The 18,885-nt window shown below is 57.7% G+C and carries 11 protein-coding genes; 1 reads left to right on the plus strand and 10 read right to left on the minus strand.

Translation table 11 applies throughout. From position 1 onward, the window contains the following. Positions 1–23 precede the first annotated feature (23 nt). The gene (locus tag BFQ03_RS01475; protein WP_065942355.1) at positions 24–716 is read left to right on the plus strand and encodes an alpha/beta family hydrolase; all 693 of its coding nucleotides are present in this window, start codon (positions 24–26) and stop codon (positions 714–716) included. A gap of 83 nt (positions 717–799) precedes the next feature. On the opposite strand, the gene BFQ03_RS01480 is transcribed toward BFQ03_RS01475, so the two are convergent. From BFQ03_RS01480 to acnA, 10 genes are all read right to left on the minus strand, one after another. After that, on the minus strand, positions 800–2,365 hold the full coding sequence (locus BFQ03_RS01480; RefSeq protein WP_065942356.1) for a methyl-accepting chemotaxis protein: 1,566 nt from the start codon (positions 2,363–2,365) through the stop codon (positions 800–802). Between the two features lie 94 nt (positions 2,366–2,459). Further along, a complete protein-coding gene (locus BFQ03_RS01485; RefSeq protein WP_065942357.1) occupies positions 2,460–3,638 on the minus strand; it encodes a glycosyltransferase family 4 protein in 1,179 nt (392 codons plus the stop codon). Continuing rightward, complete coding sequence (locus tag BFQ03_RS01490) at positions 3,635–4,846, minus strand: glycosyltransferase (protein ID WP_065942358.1); 1,212 nt, start codon at positions 4,844–4,846, stop codon at positions 3,635–3,637. The genes BFQ03_RS01485 and BFQ03_RS01490 overlap by 4 nt, the downstream gene beginning before the upstream one ends. Beyond that, on the minus strand, positions 4,843–6,564 hold the full coding sequence (locus BFQ03_RS01495; RefSeq protein ID WP_065942359.1) for a hypothetical protein: 1,722 nt from the start codon (positions 6,562–6,564) through the stop codon (positions 4,843–4,845). The genes BFQ03_RS01490 and BFQ03_RS01495 overlap by 4 nt, the downstream gene beginning before the upstream one ends. Positions 6,565–6,577: 13 nt before the next feature. Beyond that, positions 6,578–8,776 (minus strand): heparinase II/III domain-containing protein, encoded by a 2,199-nt coding sequence (locus BFQ03_RS01500; RefSeq protein WP_229752172.1) that lies wholly within the window; start codon positions 8,774–8,776, stop codon positions 6,578–6,580. 29 nt (positions 8,777–8,805) lie between these two features. Beyond that, positions 8,806–12,417, minus strand: coding sequence for a glycosyltransferase family protein (locus BFQ03_RS01505; RefSeq protein WP_065942360.1), 3,612 nt, complete (start codon positions 12,415–12,417; stop codon positions 8,806–8,808). Positions 12,418–12,427: 10 nt separating this feature from the next. Beyond that, positions 12,428–13,690 (minus strand): UDP-N-acetyl-D-mannosamine dehydrogenase, encoded by a 1,263-nt coding sequence (gene wecC / locus BFQ03_RS01510; RefSeq protein ID WP_032863330.1) that lies wholly within the window; start codon positions 13,688–13,690, stop codon positions 12,428–12,430. After that, complete coding sequence (gene wecB, locus BFQ03_RS01515; RefSeq protein WP_032863329.1) at positions 13,687–14,838, minus strand: non-hydrolyzing UDP-N-acetylglucosamine 2-epimerase; 1,152 nt, start codon at positions 14,836–14,838, stop codon at positions 13,687–13,689. The genes wecC and wecB overlap by 4 nt, the downstream gene beginning before the upstream one ends. A gap of 140 nt (positions 14,839–14,978) precedes the next feature. Continuing rightward, positions 14,979–15,770 carry a CPBP family intramembrane glutamic endopeptidase gene (locus BFQ03_RS01520; protein WP_065942361.1) on the minus strand — a complete coding sequence of 264 codons (792 nt, stop codon included), beginning with the start codon at positions 15,768–15,770 and terminating at the stop codon, positions 14,979–14,981. 209 nt (positions 15,771–15,979) lie between these two features. Further along, on the minus strand, positions 15,980–18,721 hold the full coding sequence (gene acnA / locus BFQ03_RS01525; RefSeq protein WP_065942362.1) for an aconitate hydratase AcnA: 2,742 nt from the start codon (positions 18,719–18,721) through the stop codon (positions 15,980–15,982). Positions 18,722–18,885: the final 164 nt, after the last annotated feature.

The raw sequence follows: 18,885 nt of genomic DNA on the forward strand, positions 1-18,885 counted from the left end.
GCAGACTAAAAAGCGAGGCAAGCATGGGCAAAGAGCACAAGGCCAGTATTGACGGGGATCAATGGGCGCAGTGTGTGCGTGAACAGGGCTGGTTGTGGAATGCGGCTACGCGCGTTGGCGCAGGTCCATCACCGACGCTGATCCTGGCCCACGGTGCGGGTGCGCCGATGGACTCGGGTTTCATGAGCGATATGGCTGTACGCCTTGCCGGGCATGGGATGAACGTGTTGCGCTTCGAGTTTCCCTACATGGCCCAGCGCCGTGTGGACGGGGGCAAACGCCCACCGAACCCAGCGCCGAAACTGCTGGAATGCTGGCGCGAGGTATATGCCCAGGTGCGACGTCATGTCGCTGGGCCTTTGGCGGTTGGCGGCAAGTCCATGGGCGGGCGGATGGCCAGTCTAGTGGCCGATGAGTTGGCGGCTGATGCGCTGGTGTGCCTGGGTTATCCGTTCTATGCGGTGGGCAAGCCGGAAAAACCGCGGGTCGAACACTTGGCTGGGCTGAAGACGCCGACGTTGATCGTGCAGGGCGAGCGCGATGCGCTGGGCAATCGGGCGGCGGTGGAGGGTTATGTGCTGTCGCCGAGCATCGAGGTGATGTGGCTGGTCGCGGGGGATCATGATTTGAAGCCGTTGAAGGCTTCGGGGTTCAGTCATGAGCAGCATTTGGAGGCTGCGGCGGTGAAGATGGCTGGGTTTTTAGGCGCCTGTTAGAGCCTCATCACAGGCAAGCCAGCTCCCATTTTGATCTGTGAATACATTCAAAATGTGGGAGCTGGCTTGCCTGCGATAGCGATCTAGCGGTTAAACCGCTCCACCAGCGAATACTGCGTATTGGCCGTATGGGTCAGTTCTTCACTCAACTGCGCCGAATTCAACGCCTGCTCCGAGGTCTGGTCGGCCAACAGCGCAATGGTGCTGATATTGCGGCTGATCTCTTCGGCCACCGAGCTTTGCTCTTCAGTCGCCGCAGCGATCTGGGTGGTCATGTCGGTGATATGCGCCACCGCTTCACTGATCCCCACCAGCGCCGCGTCCGCTTCCATTACCCGCGCCACACCTTCTTCAGCCTGGCGATGTCCGGCATCCATGGTCTGCACGGCGGTGCTGGCGGTCTGTTGCAGCTTAGCGATCAGGGCATGGATCTGCCCGGTGGATTCGCTGGTACGTTGCGCCAGTTGCCGCACTTCATCGGCCACCACCGCAAAGCCCCGGCCCATCTCACCGGCACGCGCCGCTTCGATGGCCGCGTTCAAGGCCAGCAGGTTGGTCTGGTCGGCAATGCCCTTGATCACATCCACCACGCCGCCGATCTCGTCGCTGTCCTTGGCCAACTGGGTCACGGTCACGCCGGTTTCCCCGACCACCACCGACAGGCGCTGGATGGCTTCGCGGGTTTCCCCGGCAATGTCGCGGCCACGGCTGGTCAGGCGATTGGCTTCCTGGGTGGCATCCGCCGTGCGCTGTACATGACTGGCGACTTCCTGGGTGGTCGCGGCCATCTGATTGACGGCGGTGGCCACCTGTTCGGTCTCCACGCGCTGGCGCTCCAGCCCGGTGGAGCTGTTGTGCGCCAGGGTATTGGACTGCGCGGCCTGGTCGTTGAGGTGCTCGGCGGTGTCCTGCAAACGGGTCAGGCAGGTCTTCAGACGCGCTTCCTGGCTGAGGATCGACATCTCCAGTCGCGCCTGGGCGCCACGGCTGTCGGTGTACATCTGCGCGATCAGCGGGTCGGAGGTGGTCTGTTCGGCCAGGCGCAGCAGGCGCTTGAGGCCACGCTGTTGCCAGCTCAGGCCGAGCAGGCCCAGCGGCACCGACAAGGCGGCGGCCAAGGCAAAGCCCCAGTGGGAATTGAGCCAGATGCCAATCAGGAAACTCAGCTGGCTGACCAGGATAAACGGCAGCCAGTCCTGCAGCACCGGCAGCCATTTATCACTGCGCGGGATCGCCGACTTGCCCTGGTTGATCCGCTGGTACAGCGCTTCGGCACGGCGGATCTGCTCGGCAGTCGGCTTGACCCGTACCGATTCGTAGCCGATCACCTGTTCGCCGTCGAACACCGGGGTCACATAGGCGTTGACCCAGTAGTGATCGCCGGTCTTGCAGCGGTTCTTGACGATGCCCATCCATGGCAAGCCTTGTTTGAGCGTCGCCCACATATGCCCGAACACCGCGGCTGGCACGTCGGGGTGACGTACCAGGTTGTGCGGGGCGCGCATCAGTTCATCCCGGGAAAACCCACTGATCTCGACAAACGCATCGTTGCAGTAGGTGATCACGCCTTTGGCATCGGTCGTGGAGATCAACCGTTGTTGAGCGGGGAAGGTACGTTCGCGCTGGGTAACGGGTTGGTTATTACGCATGATTGATCAATCCGCAAGGCTTTGACAGGTTGTCGGCCGGCGCGGGCTTTTATTTAGCTTATTTTTGCAATAATCGGCGGGGCCTTGTGCTGTTCTATGGATTGCTCCCGGTACCCAATATGTCCAGCGCCATGCGTTGCTGGATGGTCGTACGCGTGTAGTCGCGGACGAATGCTGACCGGTCGGTTGCTCCCAGATGCAGTCGCGTCAGTGCGGCAACGGCCGAATCCAGGTCGGCGGGGGTAAACACCGAGGCATTGGCGATATGCGTGTTGGTGAAGTGTTTTGCATAGCCTTCCAGGCCCGCCAGGATCGGCTTGCCGGTAGCGGCGTACTCAAACAACTTGGAGGGGATGACTTTGAGGAAGGCCTTGAACGTATTGAGGTGCAAAAACAGTACATCGGCTTGGCGGTAGTAATGGATCAACTCGGCGCGGGGTGTCGGGGCAATCAGCTCGACATTGGTTATCTGCCGGCGCTCCAGCACGTCACGCAACTTTTGTACGGTGTTGCCATGCCCAATGATGTAGAAGTACGCGCGTTCAGCCAGTCTTTCTGCCAGTTGCGGGATGATCTTTTCCAGGCCCTGGCCTGCACCGATGTTGCCGGCATACACGATTTTCAAGCGGCCTTTGTTTGGGTAAAGGCCGGCAGGAGGGAGAGGCTGAAGAAACAGTTCGTCAACACCATGGGTATAAGTGGAAAAATTTTTGTCGGGATAATGCTCTTTGAAGTAAGCGAGAAACCCCGGTGAGATCAGGTTAATCCGTGATGCCTGGTTGATGGTCAGCCGTTCGACCCGTGTAAACATACCGGCCAGTATCTTGCCGACGATTCCCGGGAACAGCTCGGGCAAGACATCGACGAAGATATCGCGAATATCAAGGTACAGCGGTGTTTTGCGCCAACGCGCGATAGCGCTGGCCAGGGCCGCCGTCATCAGGCGTGAGGAGGAACCAAGGATCATGTCGTACTCCCTGTTCTTCACCGCTTTGCGCACGCCATCGGCATAGACACAAAATCCCCACGCCTGGCCCAGGAGGCCGTTTTTATGCTTGGGCAGGGCAATGCGTGTAATGGTCAGCCCCGGGCGTGGCGGGTCGTAGTCGCCGGGGGAGTAGTGTGAGGGATAGCGGCTGGGATGGGTGGTCACTACGTCAACCTGTACGTTGTAGGTTGATTGGGCGAGTAATGCCTCCACGAGTGCTTCGATGCGAAACGCTGCAAGGTCAGGCGGGTAATGAAAGCTCAACAGCAGAATACGGACAGTCATGGATAAACCTGCGCTTTTCCCGCGAGCAGGCGCTGGTAGAGGGTTACCAATTGGCTCTCTTGCTGTTCCCAGTTCAGATGTGGCCTGGCCCTGGATGCGTTGCGAGCGTACTTGCGGCGCAGGGTGGGGGAGTCGACCAGGCTTTGGAGGGCTGTGCGCAGTTGCAGGTCGTCGCCGGCGTTGGCCAGTAGTCCTAGGTCATGGGTTTTGACGACCCGGCGGATTTCCGGAAAATCCGTAGCCACCACGGGCAGCCCGGCAATCACGTATTCGAATAGCTTGTTGGAGTCTGTGCTGAAGTGGTTCAGGCAGGTATTTTCGATAGGCTGGACGCCAATATCGGCCGATGCGGTATAGCTGGGTAAATCGGCCAGGGAAACGGTGGGGATGAAATGCACGCGTTCGCTCAAGCCCAGTTCGCGACTTAGCGCCATGAGTGGCAAGGTCAACCGGCCTGCGCCTATCAATACAAAATAGGCCTCTTGCACGTTGGCGGCTACTCGCAACAGACGCTCCAGCCCGCGCCCCTGCTGCAACCCGCCTTGATAGACGATAATTGGCCAGGCCTGTTGCAAGCCCAACTCTTCACGAATACGTTGGGTTGGCGGGCACACAGTCAATCGCGGGCGATTTTGCAGGACCAACGGGCGCACAATTCCATAGGCACGGGCAAAAAACTTTGCTCGCGTCGTCGTGGTGGTCAGGGTGGCCTGGGCCCTGGGCATCAACGTTTGCTCAATTCGCGCCACACACCCACGAAAGCGCGAGTAGCCCTCGCGGCTGGTGCTGATTTCGTGAGCGTCATAAACCAACTGCGCGCCACTGAGGCGGGCGGCCAACCAAGCGGTTGGCAGTGTATTAACGTCATGGGCGTGGATGACCGCTGCACGATGCAGGGCCATGCGTACCAGCAGGCCGACATGAGTCCATAGCCGGGCGATGAGGCGCATTGGTGACAGTGTGTTCCCCGTTGCCGATGGGGCCACTGCGTGGCCAGGCCCGGCGGCCCGTGCCCGCCAGAATGGGCGCCGGGCTACGCGGATCACTTGGATGCCTGCGTTGAGGGTTTCTTTTTGCCGGGTGACGCCCGGGGTGTGCAGCGCAAACACCGTGACCTGATAGCCGGCCGCCTGCAGTGTCTGGGCCTGTTTCAATACGCGGGCGTCGTGACGGAACTCGTTCCAGACGATCATGGCGATCTTTTTCATATCCGCGACTCCTGCTGTTGCGGGGCCGTTTCCTGGGCATAGGCGGCCATGATGGGGGGAAGTAACTTGGCTGCCGAAATGAAGTGTTGCTTTGCCACAAGCCTGTCCAGCGCTGATAACAGGACTGAAAGGGTGAATAGTTGAAATGAAAGATGACGTGTGTCGTCGCGATTCAGTTGCAGGTCATGAAAAATGCCGTGCAGTTGTTGTAGCTCTTTTTTCGACGTGGGCCATCCTGCTCCGACGGGTTCGAGACTCCACAGGCCCCAGTGGCTTACATAGAGCTTGCCCTGTGGGTCGCTTAATAAATGATCTTTGTGTATGTCGAAATTTGCTATTTGCAGTGGGACTTTTTTCAAGTGGGACACTATATCTGCGCGTGCTGCCATAAACGCTTGCAGGATGTCTGCATAGTGAGTGGTGTCGATCGCTAGTTCAAATGCTGAAAGATTGTGTGGGGTGAGGCGATCCCATAGTAAGGGCTGAGAGTTTAAAAACAGCTCAGTAAGATTTGCCGCTGGCAGGGTTCTCATCATGTCTTTCAATACACTATGCATGGGGTGCTTTATGTATAAAGGGTCGCACTTTTCGAGTGAGGTCCATTCAAAGACATGACAGTTGAAATTTTCTATAGCGCTGGCCCCCAGGAACGGAAGAGTGGGTAAGTTAGTATGCTGGGTGTTCGCCAGTAACATTGCTTCACTGATGGCCAGGTTTTTTCTTTTTGAGTTGAAGATTTTTATAAGAAACCGGTGTTTCTGCGCAGTGGCCGTATGGCGGGCGGTGACCTCGAAGGCCGCAATGTCGTGTATTCCGATTTGGTGCCATTTCGCGTCGATGACGTTGTAAGAGGCTCCTGTAATTTCAGAGATGGCGTTGCCGATAAGAGAGTGGCGTACATCAGGCTTGAGAAGTGTCCATAAAATATCAGGGCTGTTGTCAGAAGTTGCGAGACATGGCATGTTAAAAAGTAAGTTCGAAATTTTAACATGTTGAGTCATCAAGCTATGGGTGTCCTGAATCAGGATGGCCGCGCGTTGCATTATCTGGCGCGCCAACATAAGCCCAATCAATGCTGCGATTATGTTGGAGGAAGTTGTATTCAGCAGGTCGTAAAATATAAAACCGAAGGCGGCAAGAAATCCCAGTGAAGCAACGGTGTTGGGTATTTCTAGAACCTCTGTGGTGGGGGCGGGTCGTACAAATATGTACACGCTGCCCGCGAATGCGCAGATACCCAGGAGTGCGAAAAATAGTCCTTTATACATGATGCCCAGCACCATCAGGGCAGCGGTGATGAATAGCGTGTTTGCCAGGCTTCTGGTCAATCTTGAGAATGTACGGGTTGTGAGATTTTCCTGGTCTTCGAACGGAATCATATTGGCGCAGTTGACGATAAGTTGCTGGGCGCCGCGCTCGGTAAAGCTCTTGATTTTATTTTCTGCAAGCAAATGGGTCAGGTATAAAAATATTGCCGCTATGCTCAAGTAGGTAAAGAGGGTTTTGCGCCCCAGGGATGCAAGTGCTGCGGGGAAGTAATCCGGGATGAAGGGGGACCCCATCAGGATAATGGCTTTTATCGGCAGGAAAAATGCACTGAGTAAACTGAGCTGCGATACCAGCATGAGTACGATCAGCAAAAATGTATGACCGGGAACGCTGCCCACGACTTTTACGCAGACGGAGCAATACCAATGCAGTGGAGTGGCTGGGTGCATACAAGCTCCGGGTTTACGGGGTCGGCGTATTCGAAGAGGCGCTTATCTGAAAGGTTGAACACCCAGGCAGGGGGATTCTGAACGCCACCACTGTCGTTGCCTGTGCTTGCATGAAGCCGAGGCCGGCCATGGCATTCAGATCAGCGGACTCGTGCCATCCATAAATGACGGTAAAGCGGTTGCTGCTGAGAATATCCAGGCTGCATCGTGAATGGGGGTGGGACAACTGCACCCCTTGTTCAACGGGGGTCACGATGACCCCATCGCCACAATGAAAGAGGGTGAACGCCTCGGTAGTGCCGTCACCCGTCACCGTGTCCGTGATACGAAAATCCAGTACGTCGAGGGTGCCTTCAATAGACCTTGAAACCACATATCCGTGGTAGGCAGAGTGCGAGCTGTGCATGTGGAAAATTGAGTTCTCCACCGCGCCGGTGAGCTGTGCAAGATTTGGTTCAATGCTGTAATGAGCGCCCCTGATTGCGACGTTGTTATGTGCCCACGCACTTCTGAGGAATGTTTCCAGCGGTTTTTTATATTCGTGAGAGTTGAAGCTTGGATCTATCAGCCATTCAATGCCATCCATGTATAGCGTGAACGAAAGATTGTCCTCATGTTTGTGCGTCTGGCACAGAGAAGTTGCAAATAAGCACAGCATATAAGCGTGCGTTTGGTGGTTGCTCTTGATGACTGCATAGCCAGCCTTTGGCAGTATCTCGACGCTATTGTTGCTGTAAGGGGTGAGTGCTCCAGGTGCGCTCGTAGGGTTGGCCTTGCGGAACGTATCGCCTTGCGCGGGGGTTCTATTGTCGGGGTACTTTAATAGCTCCGAAAACTGCATAAGCTCATGGGCTATGTCCGGGATGCTGCTGTGTCCTCCATTCAACAAGGCCAGTTCGCCGGCAAAGGTAATCAGGCGTTGCACGCCCTGATGATAGCCAATCGAATTTTCGATAAAGATGGCGTAGCCATTGTCGCGAATGATCAAGTTGTCCAACTGATCTTCAAGGCGTACCTGCGCCCTGCAAGCCCAGTTTTGCGCACAAGGCAGCTCTGGCATGGCTAATGCGGCGGCCAAGAGTGCCGTATCCTGAAACCACGCATGGTTGTGATAACGCGTCAACTGGTGCGAAGCATAAAAGGCCTCGGAGGCCAGCAACTGCGCGTGCCTGAACATTGCACTGCGTAAGCGTGACATGAAGCGTCGGTCGAAATTGTACTGTGCACCCATGTCCCACATCAGGATAAACGCAAGCATTCGTTCGGCGGTGCCGTGGTCGTACCAGGCATATTTTTTATCGGCGTCATGGGTGAAATAACTGTGTTCGAGCCAGTTGCCGATAAACTCCCGGGCAGAAAAAACAGCGGCGATATCCTCATGGTTGCGCGCATAGACCATCAGCATTGCGGCAGGATGCAATGCGTGCCAGGAAAATCGGTAGGTTCCAGTATCTTGCAGCCTATCCGGAAGTTTTTTTTCAGCAGGCCAGGCGAGACTCACGTCACCGGACAGAGGACAGTCGCCATGGGCAAGGTAGGCTTGGACTTGCTGCTCTGAATGGGTAAAGCATTGCTCAAAATAGGCATACAGCTTTTCGATAAAAACCGCCGGTAAGCGCGATATTTTGCTTTTCTGGTTCGGGTCAATTTGATCAGGCCCGCTCGACCATGGAGGTGGCGTTGTACGTTCTCGCCAACAGATAACTTCTTCAACTTTCAGTTCGGAGCCCTCTGGCAGTGGATGCCCCTTGAAGAATATTTTTACCTCGCAAACTGTCGAATCGACGACGTGTTGCCAGTCGTTTTGTATGCCAAAAGCGAGATCGCCATAGCCAAACGAAAAATCTACCCATTGGTTGATAGCCGTGTTAGCCAGCTTTATGTGTTTATATCCTTCACTGGAGTCGTAGCCGATAGCCATGTATTTCAATGACTGCCAACCAGATATTTTAAAGCGAATGCTAAGCCCGTTTGCCACGTAGGGATTGGGGAGTGAAAGCCTTATTTGATGCGTGTTTTTGTCTTCATGGAATAAAAACGCCAAGCCGCAAACCGTTTTCCGAGCTTTGGCATTACCCTTGAATGCTGTCGCTTCAAGCGGGTAATAGTCTTCCCCGGATATCTTGTTGGTGAAATGTAAGCTGCTTTCTATTTGCCTGTCTGGAGTGCGGCATTCCGGGTGCGAGGTTTGGCTAGACGCTTTTTTTATCATGAGGTTATGTACGCTCAGTCGCTGTTTAACTAAACATCAATCAGTTTTAATTCCTGCGCCAAGATTCTGTTCATCGACGTTTGGCGTTCTATTCTTGCGCGCGCAGCCATGGATAACTCATGGAATAGTTGGGGCGTTTCTACAAGCCTGGCGATGCCCGCTGCGAGTGCTTCGGCGTCGTTGGCAGGTGCCAGGATTGCGCAACGCTCGTCGACAAATTCCGGGATGGCGGTCACGCCATTGGTGATGGGGACCAACCCTGAAGCCATTGCCTCATCGCGGGAAACACCGTGGGTATCTGCCCGACTAGGGCACAGGAAAATCCCATATTGCTTGTGTAAGGCGGCTATTTCCTGCTGCCTGAGGAAGCGGTTTTCTATCTTTACATTTGGGTATTTGCGCAGGGGGGCCAGGGTTTCCTCAAACAGGGTGCCGTCTCCCACTAGATGGAATTCCAGCTCGGCAAAGTACGGTTTGAGGGCGAGCAGTTCGATAGCCCGCACGCTCAAATCATTGGCATATTTTGCAGAGGCATAGGGGCGAATCGACAAGATTTTCCTACGCTGCTCGACGGGTTTTTCTTCATAGGAAAACAGCACTGTATCGATCGGGTTATGAATGATCTCGTACTGGGCGTCTGGCAGGCGGAAACCGAGGTCCTCCATGACTTCTTCGGCAAAATGACGGGATACGAATACCAGCTTGAGATTAGCAGGCATGGGCGCAAGCAGGTTGTGCCAGAAGTGCAGGCGCTTTTCGCTGTCAAGTTTGGCCAGTTGCCGGTGCTCTTCGCTATTGCTGTTGTATACACGACGCCACCATGGCTGGATCTCGGCGCCATGGACCCAGACGATGATGCGGATGCTCTGCGCGTACCGGCGTAGGACTTCCCACATCGACGGATCCAGGAAGTGCACCAGGACGACGTTGTACGATCCCGACTCAAGCATTTTCACCAGGCTGTCCTGGGAGCCGGTCATCACATCGACGTTTTCGAACTCCTGATAACCCGCTGATTGATTGGCGCGTAGACGGAAGACATCGACTGCAATACCGCGCTTCTGGTAGGCGATAACACGTGTGTGAACGAAACCGTTGCGATACAGGTCGTCATAGGCGGGGTAATGGTTAGTCAGCAGCAAGTGCCGGGCCTTGGCGAGCAAGGTCGAGGGTTGCAGGTTTCGATGCCCGAGCAACAGTGCCGTGATGGCTGCAGTTCCACTGCCGTAGACCCGCAGTCCCAAGCGCAGGTGCGCCGTTTCCGGCGGTATGTCACAGGTCTGATTGCGATTGGCCGGTGCCATGGAGTGTCCGATACGTTGCTCATGCGTATCCAGGAACAGGACGACCAATTGGATGTTCAGGCCGGGTGTGGCGTCCAGGCACAGTTTCAGTGGCGCGCCGCCCAGTTGCGCAACGCTCAGTACCTGCTTGGCATACCAGTACTCGTGTTTGCCATCTGCGAGGGATGAACTGATATGCCAGGTCTCCCCATCGATGCGATCCTGCAACACCCTGCTGCTGATCGGGCCAAACTGCCGGGCCAATGTCTGGCCGCTGAATTGCGCGTTGTGGGTGCTTGTTTTCAGCGCCGGGATGGCTTCTGCCCGTTGCAGTAATTGATTGAGGTGGATACCGGTATTGATCTCAAGATCGTCGACGGTCTCGCTGACCTGCTGCTCGTTGTTATTCGCGGCATTCTTGCAGTAATTGAAGGCGTCGATCGCCAGGCCCTGTGGATCCCGGTATTCAAGGGTTTGCGAGCCGTTGAGCCAATCGCCTGCGGTTTGCCTGGGCAGGGATGAGGTTTTGATCAGCGAACAACGCGCCGCGATTGCGCTTGCATGTCGGTATTCCTGATCGGCGTTGTGCAACTGGATAGCGCCGCTGTTCGCCGCGTAATGAGTCACCTTGCCGATCACCGTGGCCTGGCTGTAGCTCGCTGCCAGGGCCAGGTCCAGCAGGTAGTTGGCCCCGTAGTAGTCCTCGGCCAGCATGGTGCCGAACCAGGAGGCGCCGTTGGCCAGTTCTTCCAGCGTGAGGGTATTGAGTTGCTGATAGCTGAGTAGGCGTAAACGTGGATCCAACGGGCAGGCTTCAAAATTCACTGCAACATACATGACGACATTGGCGTAGCGCTGGCGCTGCAAGTGTCGGCCCAGGGCTTGGAACTCGGTATCGTCAGCGGCACAGGCGAGGAGGCAAATCGAGGGCAGGCTATCGTGTTTGGCACTGCCGTTTACCTTGGTCATGACATAACTCAAGCGGTGCGCGTAGGTGTGTTCCTGCATGACCTTGCGCAGCCCGGCCAAGCGTAGTTTGGCGCTGTTCTGGGGGGTGTCCGTGAGCATTGTGAGACGTTGCAGGACTTGTGCACTGTTGTCGCTGGTGATCACCAGATCGCCAAACAACAAACGCAGACCACGGGAAAAATTGCTGACCGTCAGGGTGTTGGAACCGAGCAGCTCGAAAATGCGTCGGGCAAACATGGATTGCGATTGCTTGATCGAGTTGAGGTTGACCCCATAGCGATAGCCTTTGTAGGCCAAGTCCATGTGTGCGCTGCTCAACGTACCGACAATGTACGGTCGATACGCGAGGGGGAACTGATAGTTGGGGTCTTGTTTTTCCAGGTTGCGATCGAAGATGTCCAGCGGGCGAAACTGCGGTAGATCCCGCAGGAAATGGTCCAGATCACGGATTCGTTCGGGATAGCGCACGTAGTACGCACCCGCAAAGCAGAGCGCATCTTTGCGCTGATACAGTTCAATCGGATTGTGCAGCACCGGTTGGCAGGCAAAAGGCAGCAAGTAGACGCGCTCATGGCCCAGTGCGCCTTTGTAACGATGAATGCAGTCGATATCGGTGGTAAAGACAGTATCGAATTGCTTGGCGGTGGAAAGGAACGTCTCAAAGTGCACCGGATCTTCTTTGTTCCAGAACACCGTGGGCACGCCTTGCGCTTTGCACCACTTCAAGACACCTCGCAGTTCCTCGCTGTTGTGACCCACCTTGTTTTTCCATAAGGCGTCCTTGCCGCACCAGGCTGACTCGATAAACAGCAGTTGGGGTTGGAATGCCTGCAACTCGGCCAGGCTGTTGGCGGGTGTCAGTTGTAATAGCTGGCATTCGTGGCGGTACGCCTCGTAGGAAAATTCGTCCATTACACAGGCGACTTTCAGGCCCTTGCTACTGTGGTTGGCACCAGGCAGCAGGTGATTGCGAATGTGCCTGGCATTCTCCAGGGGCTGGGGCGTGGGTGTCGCCATGATGGCGCGCACGGCCGGCAGTGGCACTCGCTCGATGCGCGCATTGGTTTGAGTGAGCGCACGGTTCTTGCGGGCCTGCCGGTACAACTTGAACAGCGTCGCCGGTAGGCGCACCCACCCGCCCAGGGTGCGAATGCCCACCTTCAGCTCATAGCCCAGCCGATAGGTCATGCTTGCGCGCGTCTTGATCAGCCGTTGCTCCGCCAGGTGGCGTCTGGCGTTGGCGGTGTGCAGTTGCTCATGGCTGGCTGAGACTTGTTCAAGGGCCTGGGCGAGGGCGGTCTGGAGCTGATGGATCTGTTTGGTGGCCGTGTGATGTTCCTGCTGGGTCTGGGACAGTTGTTGGCGCAAGGAGCGTTCGACTGCATTCATTGTCACCCCCTCAGGTCGCCAGCACGCCGGCAGCGTCAATCACTAGAAGGTCTGCGCCCCTGCTGGACATCAAGGCGAACTCGCGGTGCCTGACCAGTAATACATGAATCTGTGCGCGTTCCAGGGCATCGGCGGTATCGGTCAGTGAATGCATAGACATATCAGCCGGCAGTGCCTCAATGTTTGGCTCCACCAGCAACAGTTTTACCCCAAGCACCTCCCCCAACTGCTGGGCGATAAACAGGGCAGGGCTCTCGCGCAGATCATCAATGTCGGCTTTGAATGCCAGGCCATAGCAGGCAATGCGTACGTTGCCGGCCCGCAAGTCCGCGCGCTTGAGCAACAGGTTTGCCAGTGCCAGCTTGACCTGTTGGATGACCCACTGCGGTTTTCTGTCATTGACTTCGCGGGCCGTGCGGATCAATTGCGCCAGCTCAGGGGTCTTGCTGACGATGAACCACGGATCAACGGCGATACAGTGGCCACCGACCCCTGGCCCTGGCTGGAGTATGTTCACCCGCGGGTGATGGTTGGCCAGGCGAATCAGTTCCCAGGGGTTGATTTTCAATTGTGCGCAGATCATTGAAAGCTCATTGGCGAAGGCGATGTTGACGTCGCGAAAGCTGTTTTCAGTGAGCTTGCACATCTCCGCTGTACGCGCATCAGTCACGATGCACTGGCCTTTGACGAACGTCTGGTAGAGCTGTGCGGCGGCAGCGGAACAGGCTGGCGTGATACCACCGATGATCCGGTCATTGCTCACCAGCTCGCGCAGCACATGGCCCGGCAACACCCGCTCCGGGCAGTGGGCAACACGGATATCACTGGCTTCGCCGTGGGTGGTGGGGAAGGTCAGGTCGGGGCGGGCCCGGGCGAGCCACTGGGTCATGCGCTCGGTGGTACCCACCGGAGAAGTGGATTCGAGGATGACCAGGTCACGCCTTTTCAGGACCGGGGCTAGGGCTTCGACAGCCGCCCTGATGTAGCTCAAGTCAGGCTCATGGTTGTCCTTGAACGGTGTGGGGACGGCGATCAGGAATGCTTGCGCAGGCTCCACCGTGGTGGTTGCCCGCAGATAGCCTTGGGTGATCACCGCATGTACCAGCAGTTCCAGCTCGGGCTCGACAATATGCACGGCCCCGCGATTGATGATGTCCACGGTGCTCTGGTTGATATCCACCCCGATTACCTGCTTTTTGCGCGAGGCAAAAATGGCGGCCGTCGGTAAGCCGATATAACCGAGGCCCATCACACAAATCCTTGCAACACTCATGCAACTGCCTCGTTCTTTTGAGCAAGGCTCAACAGCGCAGCGCGAATACGGATGCATGCATCGCCGTCGCCATAAGGGTTATGGGCGATGCTCATTTGCCGATAATCGGCTTCGTTTTCGAGCAGCCTGCTCAGGTGATGGGTAATACAGCCGACATCGGTGCCGACCAGCTTGACCGTCCCCGCTTCGACCGCTTCGGGGCGCTCGGTGGTATCGCGCATCACCAGCACCGGCTTGCCCAGCGCAGGTGCTTCTTCCTGGATACCGCCTGAGTCAGTGAGGATCAGGTACGCACGGGTCATCAGATATACGAAGGGCAGATAGTCCTGGGGAGCGATCAGATGCACATTGTCGATCCCCGTCAGTAGGCGCTTTACTGGCGTCTGCACATTGGGGTTCAGGTGTACCGGATAAACAAAGGCTACCTCTGGAAAGCAGCGGGCACTGTTGGCCAGGGCTTGGCAAATGCGCTCAAAGCCGTCGCCAAAGTTTTCCCGGCGGTGGCCGGTCACCAGGACCATGCGTTGCCCCTCGGGCAGGAAGGCGAATTGGCAATCCAGCGCGATACGCAGCGGTGATAAGGGGGGGCCCAGTTTCTCTACCGTACTGAGGAGCGCATCGATCACCGTGTTCCCTGTGACATGGATGCGTTCAGGTGCGACGCCTTCATTGAGCAGGTTCTGCCGGGATGTGTGCGTCGGCGCAAAATGAATCGTCGCCAGGCTGCCGGTCAGGCGCCGATTGCCTTCCTCGGGCCACGGCGAGTAAAGGTCGTTGGTGCGCAGCCCGGCCTCGATATGGGCAATCGGGATTTTGCGGTGATAGGCCGCGAGGCTGGCGGCGAAGGTGGTGGCTGTATCGCCGTGTACCAGGATGATGTCTGGCGTGAAGTCGTCCAGTACCGCCTGCAGCCCTTGAATGATGGCCGTCGTTACATCCGCCAGGTTCTGGCCGGCCTTCATGAGGTTCAGGTCGTAGTCAGGTACCAGTTCAAACAGGTCAAGTACCTGGTCCAGCATCTCCCGGTGCTGTGCGGTGACACAGACTCTTGAGTTGAAGTGCGCGTCATTTGCCAGTTGGATGACCAGCGGGGCCATCTTGATGGCTTCCGGGCGAGTGCCAAAAACGGACAGGGTCTTGAGGGGCATAGGCGTGGACTCTTGTTCAAGGCCTGATGGAAAGACGCAGACGGGTCGTCCCTGGAAGGCGGGTGCGCGGGTTCCTTCAACGCAGATCAAGGCAAGTGAAGGCCTGGTGACTGGGTTGTGTTCACTGCGTGGGGGCTGGTTCAGCCCGCGAGCATCGGGTAGGTAAACAGTCCGAAATGCAGCAGATTCAAGCCAAAGTGCGTAGCAATCGCCGCGCCCAGGCCACCGAAGCGGTACGCCAGGCCATAACCCGCGCCGGCGATACTGGCCAGCAGCACCCACTGCCAGCCTGCGCCCACGTGTACCAGGCCAAACAGCAACGAAGCCAGCAACAAGGCGAGGTTTTCGCCATAGGGCAGTTGCTGGAAGCGTCGGCTCAAGCCGCCCTGGATGTAGCCGCGAAACAGCGCCTCCTCGACCAGGGTCACCAGCAACAGGTTGTTCAGCACCCATAGCCATGCCTGGTCCGGCCACTTTGGCGCCCAACTGATGATGCCCAGAAGCACCGCACCGCCGAGGGCGGCAATAGTTGTCAGGGTCAAGGCCAGGGCCGTGGCATAGATCGACAGGCGCAACGGGCGGCGGGCGACGATCCATGGACAGGCGAGCAGCAGCCACAAGCCAATCAGCGGTTTGTCCTGGTTCAAGTACATCGAGAAGGGCACCGCATCGGCGGTGAAGCGCTGCGGGTCGATCCCACGACCGTTGTAGAAACCGGGCAGCCAATGCATCGCCAGGCCCAGGGCCAGTACGATGAACAGGCCATGGCCGAGGTAGCGCGCCCATGGGTTGCGTTGTTGGCGCACGGCATACCCGGCCACCAGTAACAGGCCGATAGATACCAGGGCCAGTAAACCCAGTTTCCCGTAGGTCAGGGCCAGTCCATAGCCAATGGAAAGAAGTACCAGGTACAGCCAGGGTAAAGCGGGCATTGAGAATCCTTACACAGGTCGATGTAGGAGCGAGCTTGCTCGCGAAAAACCTCAAGGCACCTCGCGCGTCCAGGCTGCCCGCGTTTTCGTTGGCGACCTTCGCGAGCAAGCTCGCTCCTACAGGGAAATAGGTGCGCATTATAGCGGCGGTGACTGAACGCTAAAATGAAAACACCGCCCGAAGGCGGTGTTTTGTCTGGCTTGACGCGTTACGAAGCAATCAACTGGCGCAGCACGTAATGCAGGATCCCACCCGCCTTGAAGTATTCCACTTCATTGAGGGTGTCGATCCGGCACAGCACCTCGACCTTCTCGCTGCGGCCATCTTCGCGAGTGATCACCAGCGTCAGGTTCATGCGTGGCTCGATCTCGGTATCGGTCAGGCCCAGGATGTCGATCTTCTCCTTGCCGGTCAGCTTCAGCGCCTTGCGGTTCTGGTCCAGCTTGAACTGCAGCGGCAGCACGCCCATGCCCACCAGGTTGGAGCGGTGGATCCGCTCGAAGCTCTCGGCAATCACCGCCTTGACCCCCAGCAGGTTGGTGCCCTTGGCAGCCCAGTCACGGCTGGAGCCGGTGCCGTATTCCTGGCCGGCGATCACCACCAGCGGCGTGCCGGACGCCTGGTATTGCATGGCGGCGTCGTAGATCGGCATTTTCTCGCCTGTCGGGATGTAGAGGGTGTTGCCACCTTCTTCGCCGCCGAGCATTTCGTTGCGGATACGGATGTTGGCAAAGGTGCCGCGCATCATCACTTCATGGTTGCCGCGCCGTGAACCGTAGGAGTTGAAGTCCCGGGGTTCCACGCCCTGTTCGCGCAGGTAGTGGCCGGCCGGGCTGTCGGCCTTGATATTGCCGGCCGGGGAGATGTGGTCAGTGGTCACCGAGTCGCCGAGCAGGGCCAGGATATTGGCGCCTTGCACATCCTTGATCACCGGCAAGGGGCCGGCGATGTCATCGAAGAAGGGCGGGTGCTGGATATAGGTGGAGTCCTTTTGCCACACATAAGTCGCAGCCTGTGGCACTTCAATGGCTTGCCACTGCTCGTCGCCGGCAAACACCTCGGCGTATTCCTTGTGGAACATACCGGTGCTGACTTGCGCCACGGCGTCGGCGATCTCCTGGCTGCTGGGCCAGATATCGCGCAGGTACACAGGCTGGCCATCCTTGCCGGTGCCCAGGGGCTCGCTGCTGATGTCGATCCGCACGGTTCCGGCCAGCGCATAGGCCACCACCAGCGGCGGCGAGGCCAGCCAGTTGGTTTTCACCAGCGGATGCACGCGGCCTTCGAAGTTACGGTTGCCGGACAGCACTGACGCCACGGTCAGGTCGGCTTTCTGGATGGCTTTTTCGATCGGTTCCGGCAGTGGCCCGGAGTTACCGATGCAGGTGGTGCAGCCGTAGCCGACCAGATCGAAGCCCAGTTGATCGAGGTACGGCGTCAGGCCGGCGGCGTTGTAGTAGTCGGTGACCACCTTGGAGCCCGGGGCCAGGGAGCTTTTTACCCAAGGCTTGCGGGTCAGGCCCTTTTCCACGGCTTTTTTCGCGACCAGGCCGGCGGCCATCATCACACTCGGGTTGGAGGTGTTGGTGCAGGAGGTAATCGCGGCGATCACCACCGCGCCGTTTTTCAGGCGATAGGTCTGGCCTTCGAAGTCGTAGTCGGCTTCGCCTACCAGGTCGGCATTGCCCACCGCGACACCGCCGCCGCCTTCGCTTTCCAGGCGACCGACTTCTTTATTGGCCGGCTTGAACTGCAAGTCGAGAAAGTCAGTGAATGCCTGGCTCACGTTGGGCAGCGAGACCCGGTCCTGCGGGCGTTTCGGCCCGGCCAGGCTGGCTTCGACGCTGCCCATGTCCAGGGCCAGGCTGTCGGTGAACACTGGTTCTTCACCGGCCTTGCGCCACAGGCCCTGGGCCTTGGTATAGGCCTCGACCAGCTTGACCGTGGCGTCAGGCCGGCCGGACAGGCGCAAGTAGTCCAGGGTCACTTCATCTACCGGGAAAAAGCCACAAGTGGCGCCATATTCCGGTGCCATGTTGGCAATCGTGGCGCGGTCGGCCAGGGGCAGGTCGGCGAGGCCGTCGCCATAGAACTCGACGAATTTGCCCACCACGCCTTTTTTACGCAGCATCTGCGTGACGGTCAGCACTAGGTCGGTGGCGGTGATGCCTTCTTTCAATTTGCCGGTGAGCTTGAAGCCGATCACTTCCGGGATCAGCATCGACACCGGCTGGCCGAGCATCGCCGCCTCCGCCTCGATACCGCCCACGCCCCAGCCCAAAACGCCGAGGCCGTTGATCATGGTGGTGTGGGAGTCGGTGCCCACCAGGGTGTCGGGGAAGGCATAGGTACGGCCGTCTTCGTCCTTGGTCCACACCGTGCGGCCCAGGTATTCCAGGTTGACCTGGTGACAGATGCCCGTACCCGGCGGGACCACGCTGAAATTATCAAAGGCGCTCTGGCCCCAGCGCAGGAACGCATAGCGTTCACCGTTGCGCTGCATTTCGATATCGACGTTTTGCTCGAAGGCGTCGGCATTGCCGAACTTGTCGACCATCACCGAGTGGTCAATCACCAGGTCCACCGGCGACAGCGGGTTGATGCGCTGCGGGTCGCCACCGGCCTTGGCCACGGCGGCGCGCATGGCGGCCAGGTCGACCACGGCGGGCACGCCGGTAAAGTCCTGCATCAGCACCCGGGCCGGGCGGTACTGGATCTCGCGGTCGGAGCGGCGCTCCTTGAGCCAGGCGGCAAGCGCCTTGAGATCGGCGCCGGTCACGGTTTTTTCATCCTCCCAGCGCAGCAGGTTTTCCAGCAGCACCTTGAGGGACATCGGCAGTTTATCCAGGTCACCCAGGCTCTTGGCGGCTTCGGGCAGGCTGAAGTAGTGGTAGGTCTGGCTGTCGATTTGCAGGGTCTTAAGGGTTCTCAGGCTATCAACGGATGACATTACATGACTCCTTATGGTCCGCACGGCTACGGACCTGACGGGACGAACAGAGCTTCTAACCTAGCCTTGTTTTCAGTAGCTGGCTAATAACTGGACTCTATGGACAAGTCCAAGGTTCCGAAGTCAGTTATCATGCGCGCGTTTTCATGACAGGCATTGCGATA

The sequence above is a fragment of the Pseudomonas sp. 25 R 14 genome (assembly GCF_900004755.1).
In the GTDB taxonomy this organism is placed as follows: Bacteria; Pseudomonadota; Gammaproteobacteria; order Pseudomonadales; family Pseudomonadaceae; genus Aquipseudomonas; species Aquipseudomonas brenneri.

Bases quoted from the DNA above. Each gene is read 5' to 3' on its own strand.
- BFQ03_RS01520 (WP_065942361.1), bottom strand. From the start codon at position 15,770: ATGCCCGCTTTACCCTGGCTGTACCTGGTACTTCTTTCCATTGGCTAT.
- BFQ03_RS01485 (WP_065942357.1), bottom strand. From the start codon at position 3,638: ATGACTGTCCGTATTCTGCTGTTGAGCTTTCATTACCCGCCTGACCTT.
- BFQ03_RS01505 (WP_065942360.1), bottom strand. From the start codon at position 12,417: ATGAATGCAGTCGAACGCTCCTTGCGCCAACAACTGTCCCAGACCCAG.
- BFQ03_RS01480 (WP_065942356.1), bottom strand. From the start codon at position 2,365: ATGCGTAATAACCAACCCGTTACCCAGCGCGAACGTACCTTCCCCGCT.
- BFQ03_RS01490 (WP_065942358.1), bottom strand. From the start codon at position 4,846: ATGAAAAAGATCGCCATGATCGTCTGGAACGAGTTCCGTCACGACGCC.
- wecB (WP_032863329.1), bottom strand. From the start codon at position 14,838: ATGCCCCTCAAGACCCTGTCCGTTTTTGGCACTCGCCCGGAAGCCATC.
- BFQ03_RS01475 (WP_065942355.1), top strand. From the start codon at position 24: ATGGGCAAAGAGCACAAGGCCAGTATTGACGGGGATCAATGGGCGCAG.
- acnA (WP_065942362.1), bottom strand. From the start codon at position 18,721: ATGTCATCCGTTGATAGCCTGAGAACCCTTAAGACCCTGCAAATCGAC.
- BFQ03_RS01495 (WP_065942359.1), bottom strand. From the start codon at position 6,564: ATGCACCCAGCCACTCCACTGCATTGGTATTGCTCCGTCTGCGTAAAA.
- BFQ03_RS01500 (WP_229752172.1), bottom strand. From the start codon at position 8,776: ATGATAAAAAAAGCGTCTAGCCAAACCTCGCACCCGGAATGCCGCACT.
- wecC (WP_032863330.1), bottom strand. From the start codon at position 13,690: ATGAGTGTTGCAAGGATTTGTGTGATGGGCCTCGGTTATATCGGCTTA.